We start from the raw sequence: 14,013 nt of genomic DNA, 5'->3' as shown, positions 1-14,013 counted from the left end.
GGCAGGGCCGGTCGCGGCGTTGGAATTACAGCAGAGCCTTAGTTGATTTGACCGTGGCAGTGCTTGTATTTCTTGCCGGAGCCACAAGGGCAAGGCTCGTTGCGGCCAACCTTGGGCTCGGTGCGTACCGGCGCGGCCGCGGTGGCGACAGCCACATCGCCCTGCTCTTCGCCCACTTCCGGCTCATCGAGGCTAGGTGCGGCAGCATGCTCGAACTGCATGCGACGGGCCATTTCCTCGGCCTCGCGGCGCAGACGGGCTTCTTCCTCGACCGGATCTTCGCGGCGGACCTGAACGTGGGACAGGACGCGGATGGTGTCGCGCTTGATGGAGTCGAGCAGCTCCTGGAACAGGGTGAAGGACTCGCGCTTGTACTCCTGCTTCGGGTTCTTCTGGGCGTAGCCGCGCAGGTGAATACCGTGACGCAGGTGATCCATGGTGGACAGGTGATCCTTCCACAGGTCGTCCAGCACGCGAAGCAGCATCTGCTTCTCGAAAGCACGCAGGGCTTCGGCGCCGGCGAGGTCTTCCTTCTCGTTGTAGGCGGCGAGCAGCTGAGCGAGGATCTTCTCGCGCAGGGTTTCTTCGTAGAGCTTGTCGTCTTCGTCGAGCCACTGCTGCACCGGCAGCTTCAGGCCGAAATCGCTGTACAGGGCAGCTTCCAGACCGCTGACGTCCCACTGCTCGGGCATCGACTGCGGCGGGATATGGGCGTCGATGGTGCTGTTCAGCACTTCTTCGCGGAACTCGCTGATGGTGTCGCCGATATGCTCCGCAGCCAGCAGGCTGTTGCGCATGTGGTAGATCACCTTGCGCTGTTCGTTGGCCACGTCGTCGTATTCGAGGAGCTGCTTGCGGATGTCGAAGTTGCGACCCTCGACCTTGCGCTGCGCCTTCTCGATGGCGTTGGTCACCATGCGGTGCTCGATGGCCTCGCCGGACTGCATGCCCAGGGCCTTCATGAAGTTCTTCACCCGGTCGGAGGCGAAGATACGCATCAGGTTGTCTTCCAGCGACAGGTAGAAGCGGCTGGAACCCGGGTCACCCTGGCGACCGGCACGGCCACGCAGCTGATTGTCGATACGGCGGGATTCGTGACGCTCGGAAGCGACCACGTGCAGGCCGCCAGACTCGATCACTTGCTGGTGACGCTTCTGCCACTCGGCCTTGATCTGCGCGACCTGCTCGTCGGTCGGGGCTTCCAGGGCAGCCACTTCGGCTTCCCAGTTGCCGCCGAGGAGAATGTCGGTACCACGACCGGCCATGTTGGTGGCGATGGTCACGGCGCCCGGACGACCGGCCTGGGCGATGATCTCGGCTTCCTTCTCGTGGTACTTGGCGTTGAGCACCTTGTGCTCGATGCCCGCCTTGACCAGCAGTTGCGAAACGTATTCAGAACTCTCGATCGAGGCGGTGCCCACCAGCACCGGACGGCCATTGGCCTGGCATTCCTTGATGTCGGTGATGATGGCGTCGAACTTCTCTTCCTGTGTCAGGTAGACCAGGTCGTTGAAATCCTTACGGGCAATCGGGCGGTGAGTCGGGATGACCACCACATCCAGGCCGTAGATCTGGCGGAATTCGAAGGCCTCGGTATCGGCGGTACCGGTCATGCCGGACAGCTTCTTGTAGAGGCGGAAGTAGTTCTGGAAGGTGGTCGAAGCCAGGGTCTGGCTCTCCGCCTGGATCGGCAGGTTTTCCTTGGCTTCGATGGCCTGGTGCAGGCCTTCGGACAAGCGGCGACCGGGCATGGTGCGGCCGGTGTGCTCGTCGATCAGCAGGACCTGGTCGTTCTGCACGATGTATTCGATGTTGCGATGGAACAGGGTGTGAGCGCGCAGCGCAGCGTAGACGTGGGTCAGCAGGCTGAGGTTATGCGCCGAATAGAGGCTCTCGCCCTCGGCCAGCAGGCCGGTCTGGGTGAGCATTTCCTCGATGTACTGGTGGCCCATCTCGTTGAGTTCGACCTGACGGGTCTTCTCGTCGACCGAGTAATGGCCTTCCTGGGTGACCTGGCCTTCCACCTCTTCGATGTGCTGTTTCAGGCGCGGGATCAGCTTGTTGATCTGGATGTAGAGCTTGGAGCTGTCTTCGGCCTGGCCGGAGATGATCAGCGGGGTACGCGCCTCGTCGATGAGGATGGAGTCCACTTCGTCGATCACGGAGAAGTTCAGTTCGCGCTGGAACTTGTCGTCCAGACTGAAGGCCATGTTGTCGCGCAGGTAGTCGAAACCGAACTCGTTGTTGGTGCCGTAGGTGATGTCGGCGGCGTAGGCTGCGCGCTTTTCTTCCGGCGGCTGGAAGGGGGTGACGATGCCGACGGACAGGCCGAGGAATTCATACAGCGGACGCATCCAGTTGGCGTCGCGGCGGGCCAGGTAGTCGTTCACGGTCACCACGTGCACGCCCTTGCCGGACAGCGCGTTCAGGTAGACCGCCAGGGTACCCACCAGGGTCTTGCCCTCACCGGTACGCATCTCGGCGATCTTGCCCTCGTGCAAGGTCATGCCACCGATGAGCTGGACGTCGAAGTGGCGCATGCCCATGACGCGCTTGCCGGCCTCACGGGCCACGGCGAAGGCCTCCGGCAACAGCTGGTCGAGGGTCTCGCCCTTGGCCAGGCGCGCCTTGAACTCTTCGGTCTTGGCACGCAGCTGGTCATCGGACAGGGCCACCATCTGCTCTTCGAACGCGTTGATGGCCTGTACCGCCTTGGCCATGCGCTTCACTTCGCGTTCGTTCTTGCTTCCAAAGAGTTTCTTCAACAAGGGCGCAAACATATAGAGAGGATCTTCCACACATTGGGATGGAGGGCGGCCTGGAGTCGCCCGCGCAGCCATCATGGCTACTTGCGAAGGGGGCATTCTACCCGGATTCCTTGTCGAGGAAAGCGGGAGCACTTCCCGGTCGCCGTAGGACGGCGTCCACACTCCCCGGTCACGGCCAATCGCTAGATGCCCCGGGGGAACCGACAGCCTGAGCGATCGAATTGCGGACTCAGGCCGAGGCGAGGAACTGTGTCTGTTAATATGGGCGCAACAGCTCTCATTCAAGCACTCATCATGGCGTTTCGTCCCCTGCCCGCCCGTTCCCCTGCCGCGCTGTTGCGTGAGGAAAAGCCGTTGCGGGCGCTATTCAACGAAGCCCAGCGCATCGACCAGCTGCAACAACTGCTCGCCAGCCAACTGCAGCCCGCCGCTCGTGAACACTGCCATGTCGCCTCCTGGCGCGAAGGCCGACTGCTGCTGATCGTCACCGACGGTCATTGGGCGACCCGACTGCGCTACCAGCAGGCCCGCCTGCTGCGCCAGTTGAAGGGATTCGAGGCCTTCGCCGGCCTGGAGCGCATCGTTTTCAAGGTCCAGCCGAGTTTCACCCCGAGCAGCGCACCGATGACCGAAGGCCGCCTGTCGACCACCGCTGCAGAAAGCCTGCAGGCCACGGCGGAAACCGTCAGCGATCCGCGCTTGAGGGAGGCGCTGGAACGCCTGGCGCGCCACGGCAAATCACAGGACTGAGCAGATCGAAAACCTGAAGATAAAAAAAGGCCACCCGAAGGTGGCCTTTGAAGTCAGGAAAGAGGGTATTGCTTAAACGGCTGCTACCGGTCGCATATAGGAGATAGGTGCAGTCCTGGCATCCTCGAAGGTCACCACTTCCCAGGCGTCCTTCTGCTCGATGAGCTGGCGCAGCAAACGGTTGTTCAGCGCGTGGCCCGACTTGAAGCCACGGAATTCGCCGATCAGGCTGTTGCCGAGCAGGTAGAGGTCACCGATCGCATCGAGAATCTTGTGCTTGACGAACTCGTCCTCGTAACGCAGGCCGTCTTCGTTGAGCACCTGGTTCTCGTCAACCACGATGGCGTTCTCCACGCTGCCGCCGAGTGCCAGGTTCTGGGAACGCAGGAACTCGATGTCGCGCATGAAGCCGAAGGTCCGCGCACGGCTGACCTCCTTGACGAACGAGGTGCTGGAGAAATCCACGCTCGCACTCTGGGTACGATTGCGGAATACCGGGTGATCGAAATCGATCTCGAAGCTCACCTTGAAACCGTCGAAGGGGACGAAGGTGGCGCGCTTGTCGCCCTCCTCCACAGTCACTTCGCGCAGGATACGGATGAACTTCTTCGGCGCTTCCTGCTCCTGCAGGCCGGCGGATTGAATCAGGAAGACGAAGGGACCGGCGCTGCCGTCCATGATCGGCACTTCCGACGCGGAGAGTTCGACGTAGGCGTTGTCGATGCCCAGGCCTGCCATGGCCGAAAGCAGGTGCTCCACGGTGTCCACCTTGACCTCACCGTTGATCAGTGTGGTCGACATGGTGGTCTCACCGACATTCTCGGCGCGTGCAGGAATATCCACGACGGGATCGAGGTCGGTACGGCGGAACACTATGCCGGTATCCACCGGTGCGGGCTTGAGGGTCAGGTAGACCTTTTCCCCGGAATGCAGCCCCACGCCAGTGGCACGGATAATGTTCTTGAGAGTGCGTTGTCTGATCATGGCATTGGCCGCTTGTGCGCAAGTTGCGAACTGTTTTCAACAATGGGCGGCGATAATAGCAGAACCGCCCTTTGCTGAACACCAATCACCCTAATGCTCCTGATACAAATCATCAATCAGCCTGGCGACGCAGGAATGCCGGGATATCCAGGTAATCCAGGTCATCCTGAGTGTTGAGCTTGGCCGCGGTGGCCGCGCCGGCGTGAGCCTGATTGCGCATCACGGTCGGGCGATCCAGGTCGCGGTAGTTGACCGACGGCTGCTCCGGACGAGCGGCAACGGTGGCGGTGGCCACAGTGGCTGCCTGAACGGTGTTGTCGACCACCTTGACCGGCTTCTCGATGCGCGCGCCCAGGCCAGTGGCCACTACGGTCACGTGCAGTTCATCGCGCATATCCGGGTCGATCACGGTACCCACCTTGACGGTGGCGTGTTCGGAAGCGAACTGCTCGATGATGTTGCCCACATCGGAGTACTCGCCCAGGGAGAGGTCCGGACCTGCGGTGATGTTCACCAGGATGCCGCGAGCGCCCTGCAGGTTGACGTCGTCCAGCAGCGGGTTGCGGATGGCAGCCTCGGTGGCTTCGCGAGCGCGATTCGGACCGCTGGCGCAGCCGGTACCCATCATCGCCATGCCCATTTCACCCATTACGGTCTTAACGTCGGCGAAGTCGACGTTGATCATGCCGGGACGCTTGATGATGTCGGAGATGCCGCGCACCGCGCCGGCGAGCACATCGTCGGCCTTGGCGAAGGCGGCCAGGAGGCTGGCGTCCTTGCCGAGTATGGTCAGCAGCTTCTCGTTGGGGATGGTGATCAGCGAGTCGACGCTTTCTGCCAGGGAGCGGATGCCCTCGTCGGCGATCTGCATGCGCTTGCGGCCTTCGAAGGGGAACGGACGGGTCACCACCGCAACGGTGAGGATGCCCATTTCCTTGGCCACTTCAGCGATGATCGGTGCAGCACCGGTACCGGTGCCGCCGCCCATGCCAGTGGTGATGAAGACCATGTCGGCGCCCTGCAGCACTTCGGCGATGCGCTCACGGTCCTCGATGGCGGCCTGACGGCCGACTTCGGGATTCGCGCCGGCACCCAGGCCCTTGGTCACGCCCGGGCCGAGCTGCAGCACGGTGCGCGCGCCGATGTTCTTCAGCGCCTGGGCATCGGTGTTGGCGCAGATGAACTCGACGCCCTCGATGTTGCTCTTGGCCATGTGGTTCACGGCGTTGCCGCCGCCACCACCGACACCGATTACCTTGATGACCGCTGTTTGCGGAACATTATCTACGAGTTCGAACATTTTCCCCTCTCCTTCCTTTTTTAGTTTTTCGCCTACTGCGTACCGCGGTTAAAAATTGCCCTGAACCCAGCGTTTGAGCCGTTCCAGTACAGGAGCCTTGGCTTCTTCGGCGTAGCCGTAGTTGCCAGTGGAGACAGGCATGCCGTCGGACTGCTTCTGCAATCCGTACATCAGCAGGCCTACGCCCGTGGAATAGATGGGGTTGCGCACGACATCGGCGAGCCCCTTCACGCTATGCGGTACGCCCAGGCGCACCGGCATGTGGAAAATCTCTTCGGCCAGTTCCACCGCACCTTCCATCTTGGCGGTACCGCCAGTGAGGACGATGCCCGCCGGAATCAGGTCTTCGTAGCCGCTGCGGCGCAGTTCGGCCTGGATCAGGGTGAAGAGCTCGTCGTAGCGCGGCTCGACCACTTCAGCCAGGGCCTGGCGCGACAGTTCGCGCGGCGGACGGTCGCCCACGCTGGGCACCTTGATGGTTTCACCAGCGCCGGCCAGCTTGGCCAGGGCGCAGGCGTAGCGGATCTTGATCTCTTCGGCGTACTGGGTCGGCGTACGCAGGGCCATGGCGATGTCGTTGGTCACCTGGTCGCCGGCGATCGGGATCACCGCGGTGTGGCGAATCGCGCCCTCGGTGAAGATGGCGATGTCGGTGGTCCCGCCACCGATGTCCACCAGGCAGACGCCCAGCTCCTTCTCGTCATCGGTGATGACCGAGTAGGCCGACGCCAGCTGCTCGAGGATGATGTCGTCGACTTCCAGGCCGCAGCGGCGCACGCATTTCTCGATGTTCTGCGCTGCGTTCACGGCACAGGTCACCACATGCACCTTGGCTTCCAGGCGGACGCCGGACATGCCCAGCGGCTCACGCACGCCTTCCTGGTTATCGATCACGTAGTCCTGGGCCAGGGTGTGCAGCACACGCTGGTCGGCCGGGATGGCCACTGCCTGAGCGGCATCCAGTACACGCTCGATGTCGGCACCGCTGACTTCGCGATCGCGGATCGCCACGATGCCGTGGGAGTTCAGGCTGCGGATGTGATTGCCGGCGATGCCGACGAAGGCCGAGTGGATGCGGCAACCCGCCATCAACTGGGCTTCTTCCACCGCGCGCTGGATGGATTGCACGGTGGATTCGATGTTCACCACCACGCCCTTTTTCAGGCCGCGCGACGGATGAGTGCCAATGCCGACGATCTCGAGTTGGCCATCAGCCGCGACCTCGCCCACCAACGCCACCACCTTGGAGGTGCCGATGTCCAGGCCGACGATCATCTTGCCGCTCTGTACGCTTGCCATGCTTCTAACCTTCTCTCTAATTCACTGCACGGCGACCGTGGTCGCCGCCGGGGCCTCGACCGGCGTCCGCCAGGCCACTGCCAGGCCGTTGGGATAGCGCAGGTCGACGCGCTCTATGTTCGCAATCTGGTCCTTCAGCGTTTTCTCGTAGATCGAGATGAAACGTCGCATCTTCTCCACCAGATGATCCCGTCCAAGCAGGAGCTCGACGCCCTGGCCGGTAGACAGGAACCAACTGCCACGCTCACGCAGCTCCAGCCGGACTATGGAAAAGCCGAGCGGGCGCAGCATCTGGCTGAGCATCTGGTATTGCTGCATCACCTGCTCCTGGGCGCGCTGCGGCCCCCAGAGCTGCGGCAGCTGTTCGTAGTGGGCCAGTTCGCGCGGGGCGAAGGCCTGGCCCTGGTTGTTCAGCAGAGCCTCGTCGCCCCAGCGGGCGATGGGCAGTTGTTCTTCCAGGCGGACCATCACCTGGTCCGGCCACACCCGGCGTACTTCGGCGTGAGCGATCCACGGCATCTGCTCCAGCTCGCGGCGCATGCCCGCCAGGTCGATGCTGAAGAAGCTCGCAGCGATGTACGGCGCGATGCGCTGCTGCACCGCCTGCTGGCTGATGTAGCTCAGGTCGCCCTGGACATTGACCTTCGCGATGGGCCGGTCGGCATACGGCAGCAACCGCTGGGCCGCTTCGTAGGCGCCGAATCCGAGCACCACGAGCATCACCGGCCAGACCAGCTTGCGCAGGAAGCCGAAGCTGGGCTTGGGCAGGCGCTGGCTCAGCGGTTCCTTGGCCACCATCCGGCTGGCGCCACGCGGTATCGGCTTGCGCGACGGAGCGGCGCGGCCGATTACGGGTTCCTGGCGGCGGATAGTGGCGCTACGCATGGGATCAGCCCCTTGCCTCGACGCTGTCGGTCAGGATCGCCAGCACCAGTTGCTGGAAATCCAGGCCCGCAGCGCGCGCGGCCATGGGCACCAGGCTGTGATCGGTCATGCCCGGTGCGGTGTTGACTTCAAGGAGCCAGAAGCGCCCTTCGGCGTCCTGCATGACGTCGGCGCGGGCCCAACCCTGGATGCCGAGGGTCTCGCAGGCGCGCGCGGTCAGTTGCTTCAGCTCCTCTTCCTTGTCCGCATCCAGGCCACAGGGGATCTGGTAGCGGGTATCACTGGCCAGGTACTTGGCGTCGTAGTCGTAGAAGGTGTGCGGGGTACCGAGGCGAATGGGCGGCAGCACTTCGCCGCGCAGCCAGGCAACGGTGAATTCCGGGCCGTGGATCCACTGTTCCACCAGCACTTGCGGGTCGTAGACACCGGCATCACGCCAGGCCTCGATCAGGGCGTCGACGTCCTCGACCTTCGCCATGCCAATGCTGGAACCTTCATGCGCCGGCTTGACGATCAGCGGGAAGCCCAGCTCGGCGGCTGCCTGGCGGCAGTCCTGCTCGCTGGCCAGCACGGCGTGGCGCGGCGTCGGCAGGCCGAGGCTGATCCACAGCTGCTTGGTACGCAGCTTGTCCATCGCCAGGGCCGAAGCCAGGATACCGCTGCCGGTATAGGGAATTTCCAGGCACTCCAGCAGGCCTTGCATGCTGCCGTCTTCGCCACCACGGCCGTGGAGGATGATGAAGGCACGGTCGATCTTTTCCGCCTGCAGCCGTTGCAGCAGGTCGTCACCGACATCAATACCGAAAGCGTCCACGCCGGCGGACTGCAGGGCTTGCAGCACCATGGCGCCGGATTTCAGCGAAACCTCGCGCTCGGCACTCTTGCCGCCGTAGAGAACGGCGACCCGACCGAATGCAGCCGGTTCGAGGGTGGATTTGAAGTGCGCGCTCATTTCGTCTTCCTCTTGGCGGCGTCGTCGGCCTGACCGCCAAACAGCGGGTTCTGGATCAGTTGCGGCGCCAGCGCACCGATGTCGCCGGCCCCCTGGCAGAGCAGGATGTCGCCGGGACGCAGCAGCGGCTTGACCAGCGGCGCGAGGTCCACACCCCGCTCGATGTAGATCGGGTCCAATTGGCCGCGCTGCCGGATGCTGTGGCAGAGCTGACGGCTGTCGGCGCCGGGAATCGGCTCTTCGCCGGCCGGGTAGACCTCCATCAGCAGCAGGACGTTGGCTTCACCCAGCACCTGCACGAAATCGTCGTAGAGATCGCGGGTACGGCTGTAGCGGTGCGGCTGGTAGACCATCACCAGACGGCGCTCCGGCCAGCCACCACGAACGGCCTTGACCACCGCGGCCACTTCGCGCGGATGGTGGCCGTAGTCGTCCACCAGCATCACGCTGCCGCCTTCGATTTGAAGCTCGCCGTAGACCTGGAAGCGCCGGCCCACGCCCTGGAAGCCGGACAGGCCCTGGACGATGGCTTCGTCGCTGATGCCTTCGTCGGTGGCAATGGCGATGGTGGCCAGGGAATTCAGCACATTGTGGTTGCCCGGCATGTTCACCGAGACATCCAGCGGCTCGCGGTCCTTGCGCAGGACGGTGAACCAGGTGCGCATGCCGTCCTGGCGGATATTGATGGCGCGTACGTCGGCGTCTTCGGAGAAGCCGTAGGTAACGGTGGGACGCGCCACCTGGGGCAGGATCTCGCGCACCACAGGGTCGTCCACGCAGAGCACGGCCAGACCGTAGAACGGCAGGTTGTGGAGGAACTCCACGAAGGTCTTCTTCAGTCGATTGAAGTCGCCCTCGTAGGTGCTCATGTGGTCCGCGTCGATATTGGTGACCACGGCCACCATCGGCTGCAGGTGCAGGAAGCTGGCGTCGCTCTCGTCGGCTTCGGCCACCAGGTAACGGCTGGTGCCGAGCTGGGCATTGGTGCCCGCGGCGTTCAGGCGGCCGCCGATGACGAAGGTGGGGTCGAGGCCACCGGCGGCGAAGACCGACGCGATCAGGCTGGTGGTGGTGGTCTTGCCGTGGGTACCGGCGACGGCGATGCCGTGGCGGTAGCGCATCAGCTCGGCGAGCATTTCAGCGCGCGGCACCACCGGGATGCGGCGCTCCAGGGCGACCGCGACCTCGGGGTTGGATTTGTTCACGGCGCTGGACACCACCAGCACATCGGCGTGCTCGGCATTCTCGGCGCGGTGGCCGATGAAGATCTGCGCGCCGAACTTCTCCAGGCGCTCGGTCACGGCCGAGGCCTTGAGGTCGGATCCGGAAACCCGGTAGCCCAGGTTCAGCAGCACTTCGGCGATCCCGCACATGCCCACGCCGCCGATGCCGACGAAGTGGATACGACGGATGCGGCGCATCTCCGGCTGGGGCATGGCTTTCTGGCTCTCAACCATTGGCCACCTCCAGGCAGATCTCGACCACGGTGCGGGTGGCGGCGGGTTTGGCCAGACGGCGGGCGGTAGCGCCCATGGCCTTGAGTTTCTCGGGCTGCATCAGGACCTCGGTCAGCTGAGCGGCCAGCGTGGCCGCATCAGTGGAATGTTGCGGAAGAAGGACAGCCGCGCCCTCCTTCGCCAGGTATTCGGCATTGCGCGACTGGTGGTCGTCGATCGCATGGGGCAGCGGCACCAGGAACGATGGCAGGCCGGCAGCGGCCAGCTCGCTCACGGTCAGGGCGCCTGCACGGCAGATGACCAGATCGGCCCAGGCATAGGCACGGGCCATGTCCTTGATGAAAGGCGCGACCTCCGCTTCGACCGCGGCTTCGCGATAACGCTCCGCGGTGATTTCGTCATGCTTGCGGCCGGCCTGGTGGAACACCTCCGGGCGCAGGTCAGCGGACAACCGGGACAGGGCTTCGGGCAGCAGCTTGTTCAACGGCTCGGCGCCCAGGCTGCCGCCCAGCACCAGCAGGCGCGGCTTGCGACCGGCCAGGGTGTCACGCGGGGTTTCCAGGAACAGCTCTTCACGCACCGGATTGCCGGTGGTGCGCCGCTTGTCGCTTTTCCCGAAGGTATCCGGGAAGGCCTCGCAAACGCGGCTGGCGATCGGTGCCAGGCTGCGATTGGCGGTGCCGGCAACGGCGTTCTGCTCATGTATGATCAGCGGCACGCCGGACAGGCGCGCGGCCAGTCCACCGGGACCGGTGACATAGCCGCCCATGCCCAGTACGCAGACCGGGTTGAGCTCACGCACGATTCGGCGCGCCTGGAACAGCGACTTGAGCAGCTCGAACGGCGCCTTGAGCAAGGACTTCAATCCCTTGCCGCGCAGGCCACTCACCTGGATCAGGTGCAGCGGCAGGCCGGCCTGGGGAACCAGTTCGTTCTCGATGCCCTTGGGCGTGCCCAGCCAGTGCACCTTGAAACCGCGGGCCTGGAACTCGCGGGCACAGGCCAGCGCCGGGAATACGTGGCCGCCGGTGCCGCCAGCCATGATCAGCACGTTACCGCTCATGGGCGCACCTCCTCGTCGAAGAAATCGCTCTCGACGAACTCCACTTCCTCGTTGCCAAGGTGAGTACGCCGCTCCCATTCAATTCGCAGCAGCAGTGCAAGGCTGACGCAGCAGATCACCAGGGAGCTGCCGCCGTAGCTGAGGAACGGCAGGGTCAGGCCCTTGGTCGGCAACAGGCCGACGTTCACGCCGATATTGATCAGCACCTGGCCGATCCAGAGGAAGGCGAGACCGTAGGCGACGTAGGCGGAAAAGTACTGGCGCGCCTTCTCGGCCCAGAGACCGATATAGAGGGCACGGACACTGACGAAGACGAACAGGCCGACAGTCGCCAGGGCACCGATCATGCCCAGTTCCTCGGCCAGTACCGCGAAGACGAAGTCGGTATGGGCTTCCGGCAGGTAGAACTGCTTCTGGATGCTGTTTCCCAGGCCGACACCGAACCATTCGCCACGACCGAAGGCGATCAGTGCCTGGCTGAGCTGGTAGCCCGCGCCGTACTGGTCGGCCCAGGGGTCGATGAAGTTGGTCAGACGCTGCATCCGGTAGCTCTGGCTGGTCATTACCAGCACGCCAGCAGCGAGTACGGCCCCGGCCAGGGGGACGAAACGCACCAGGTTGATCCCGCCGAGGAACAGCATGGCGCTGCAGGAGCCCACCAGTACCACGGTGGCCCCGAAGTCCGGCTCTGCCAGCAGCAGCACGGCGATCGGCCCCAGCACCAGCATCGGTTTGATGAATCCGGTGAGTTTCTCGCGCACCTCGTCCTGGCGACGCACCAGGTAGCCGGCGATGAACATCACGGTGAACAGTTTGGCCAGCTCGGACGGCTGCAGGTTGAACAGGCCGAAGCCGATCCAGCGTTTGGCACCGTTGATTTCCCGACCGATGCCCGGCAGCAGGACCAGGATCAGCAGGACGATGGCAGCCAGCATCAGACGAGCGCCATGGCGCTGCCAGAAGGCCATGGGGATCTGCAGCGTGATCAGGCCGGCGCCGAGACCGATCGCCAGGTAAATCAGGTGGCGGATCATGTGGTACAGCGGGTTGCCGGACAGCGCCGCCGCGACTTCCGACGAAGCCGAGGTAATCATCACCAGGCCCAGGCCGAGCAGCGACAGGCAACCGGCCAGCAGCGGGAAGTCGATGTCAATGCCGCGGCGGCTGCGCAGCGGCGAAGGGGCGGCGAGCAGACGGGCCAGCATCAGGCGAGCCCCTCCACGGCCTGGGCGAAGAGACGCCCGCGTTCTTCGAAGTTCTTGAACATGTCCAGGCTTGCGCACGCCGGCGACAGCAGCACGGCATCGCCAGCCTCGGCCAGTTCGGAGCAGCGCAGCACCGCTTCGTCCAGGGTCTTGGACCGAACCAGCGGAACGGAGTCTCCCAGGGCGGTGGCGATCAGCTCGGCATCTCGCCCCAGCAGCACGACGGCGCGGCAGAACGCTTCCACCGGGCCCTTGAGGCCGGAGAAATCCGCGCCCTTGCCATCACCACCCGCGATCAGCACCAGCTTGCCGTCGATGTCGGCTCCCAGGCCTTCGATGGCCGCCAGGGCCGCCCCGACGTTGGTTGCCTTGGAGTCGTCGTAGTAGGACACGCCACGCAGCTCGCGCACCCACTGGCAACGATGGGCCAGCCCGGCGAACGTGCGCAGGGTATCGAGCATGGGCTCGAACGGCAGGCCCACCGCGTGGCCCAGGGCCAGGGCAGCCAGGGCATTGGCTTGATTGTGGGCGCCGCGAATCTTCAGCTCGCGCACCGGCATCAGCTTGTCGAACTGGAAGGCCAGGTACTTCTCGCCGTCTTCCTCGATCAGGCCGAAGGACTTGAAGTCGGGCCTGTTCAGGCCAAAGGTCCAGCAAGGCAGCTGGTCGGCCACCAGCGGACGCGACAAGGCGTCGCCGCGATTGACAACGACCTGGCGCGCGCCACGGAAGATGCGGTGCTTGGCGAGGTGGTAGGCCTGCATGTCAGCGTAGCGATCCATGTGGTCTTCGCTGACGTTGAGCACGGTGGCCACCTCGGCATTCAGCCGGTCGGTGGTTTCCAGTTGGAAACTGGACAGCTCCAGCACGTAGAGCTCGACGTCGTCGGCGAGCAGGTCCAGCGCCGGAGTACCGAGGTTGCCGCCCACCGCGACGCGCTTGCCGGCGGCCTGGGCCATGTCGCCCACCAGGGTGGTGACAGTGCTCTTGGCGTTCGAGCCGGTGATGGCGACGATCGGCGCCTTGGCATGGCGGGTGAACAGTTCGATGTCGCCGGACAGCTTGGTTCCACGCCGTGCCGCTTCTTGCAGGGCGGGCGTGGCCACGGCCAGGCCCGGGCTCACGTACAGCTCGCTGGCGCGGCCGAGGAAATCCGGATCGAGCTCGCCACAACGCACTTCCACCTGCGGGAACTGGCTCTGGATCGTCGCCAGCTCCGGCGGGTTCGCACGGGTATCAGCCACGGCGAACGGCACGCCCTGGCGCGCCAGGAAGCGCACCAGGGACATGCCGCTCTTGCCGAGGCCGACAACGATGCGGAACTGGTCGGAAGCGATCAGCGTCACTCTC

At 64.2% G+C, this 14,013-nt stretch carries 11 protein-coding genes; 1 reads left to right on the top strand and 10 read right to left on the bottom strand.

The window, feature by feature from the left end:
- Nucleotides 1-38 precede the first annotated feature (38 nt).
- Nucleotides 39-2,780 carry a preprotein translocase subunit SecA gene (secA, locus tag FXN65_RS05055; protein WP_151131998.1) on the bottom strand — a complete coding sequence of 914 codons (2,742 nt, stop codon included), beginning with the start codon at nucleotides 2,778-2,780 and terminating at the stop codon, nucleotides 39-41.
- Nucleotides 2,781-3,062: 282 nt separating this feature from the next.
- Here secA and FXN65_RS05050 point away from each other — a divergent pair, with 282 nt between their 5' ends.
- Nucleotides 3,063-3,518, top strand: a complete 456-nt coding sequence (locus FXN65_RS05050; RefSeq protein ID WP_151131997.1) for a DUF721 domain-containing protein — start codon at nucleotides 3,063-3,065, stop codon at nucleotides 3,516-3,518.
- 72 nt (nucleotides 3,519-3,590) lie between these two features.
- On the opposite strand, the gene lpxC is transcribed toward FXN65_RS05050, so the two are convergent.
- The 9 genes from lpxC to murD form a co-directional block, all read right to left on the bottom strand.
- Nucleotides 3,591-4,502, bottom strand: coding sequence for a UDP-3-O-acyl-N-acetylglucosamine deacetylase (lpxC, locus tag FXN65_RS05045; protein WP_077526468.1), 912 nt, complete (start codon nucleotides 4,500-4,502; stop codon nucleotides 3,591-3,593).
- Between the two features lie 112 nt (nucleotides 4,503-4,614).
- Nucleotides 4,615-5,802, bottom strand: coding sequence for a cell division protein FtsZ (gene ftsZ, locus FXN65_RS05040; protein ID WP_151131996.1), 1,188 nt, complete (start codon nucleotides 5,800-5,802; stop codon nucleotides 4,615-4,617).
- A gap of 48 nt (nucleotides 5,803-5,850) precedes the next feature.
- A complete protein-coding gene (gene ftsA, locus FXN65_RS05035) occupies nucleotides 5,851-7,101 on the bottom strand; it encodes a cell division protein FtsA (RefSeq protein WP_151131995.1) in 1,251 nt (416 codons plus the stop codon).
- A gap of 21 nt (nucleotides 7,102-7,122) precedes the next feature.
- A complete protein-coding gene (locus tag FXN65_RS05030; RefSeq protein WP_151131994.1) occupies nucleotides 7,123-7,986 on the bottom strand; it encodes a cell division protein FtsQ/DivIB in 864 nt (287 codons plus the stop codon).
- A 4-nt stretch (nucleotides 7,987-7,990) separates the two neighbouring features.
- Nucleotides 7,991-8,938: a D-alanine--D-alanine ligase gene (locus FXN65_RS05025; RefSeq protein ID WP_151131993.1), complete on the bottom strand. Its 948-nt coding sequence runs from the start codon at nucleotides 8,936-8,938 to the stop codon at nucleotides 7,991-7,993.
- Nucleotides 8,935-10,395, bottom strand: coding sequence for a UDP-N-acetylmuramate--L-alanine ligase (gene murC, locus FXN65_RS05020; protein ID WP_151131992.1), 1,461 nt, complete (start codon nucleotides 10,393-10,395; stop codon nucleotides 8,935-8,937). The genes FXN65_RS05025 and murC overlap by 4 nt, the downstream gene beginning before the upstream one ends.
- Nucleotides 10,388-11,458: an undecaprenyldiphospho-muramoylpentapeptide beta-N-acetylglucosaminyltransferase gene (murG, locus tag FXN65_RS05015; protein WP_151131991.1), complete on the bottom strand. Its 1,071-nt coding sequence runs from the start codon at nucleotides 11,456-11,458 to the stop codon at nucleotides 10,388-10,390. Before murG ends, murC begins: the two co-directional genes overlap by 8 nt.
- A complete protein-coding gene (gene ftsW / locus FXN65_RS05010; RefSeq protein ID WP_151131990.1) occupies nucleotides 11,455-12,663 on the bottom strand; it encodes a putative lipid II flippase FtsW in 1,209 nt (402 codons plus the stop codon). The genes murG and ftsW overlap by 4 nt, the downstream gene beginning before the upstream one ends.
- Nucleotides 12,663-14,009 (bottom strand): UDP-N-acetylmuramoyl-L-alanine--D-glutamate ligase, encoded by a 1,347-nt coding sequence (gene murD / locus FXN65_RS05005; RefSeq protein WP_151131989.1) that lies wholly within the window; start codon nucleotides 14,007-14,009, stop codon nucleotides 12,663-12,665. Before murD ends, ftsW begins: the two co-directional genes overlap by 1 nt.
- Nucleotides 14,010-14,013: the final 4 nt, after the last annotated feature.

It is taken from the genome of Pseudomonas lalkuanensis, assembly GCF_008807375.1.
Lineage (GTDB): Bacteria > Pseudomonadota > Gammaproteobacteria > Pseudomonadales > Pseudomonadaceae > Metapseudomonas > Metapseudomonas lalkuanensis.
The sequence above is the reverse complement of the archived record's forward strand: the minus strand, read 5'-3'. Positions and strand labels throughout refer to the sequence as shown.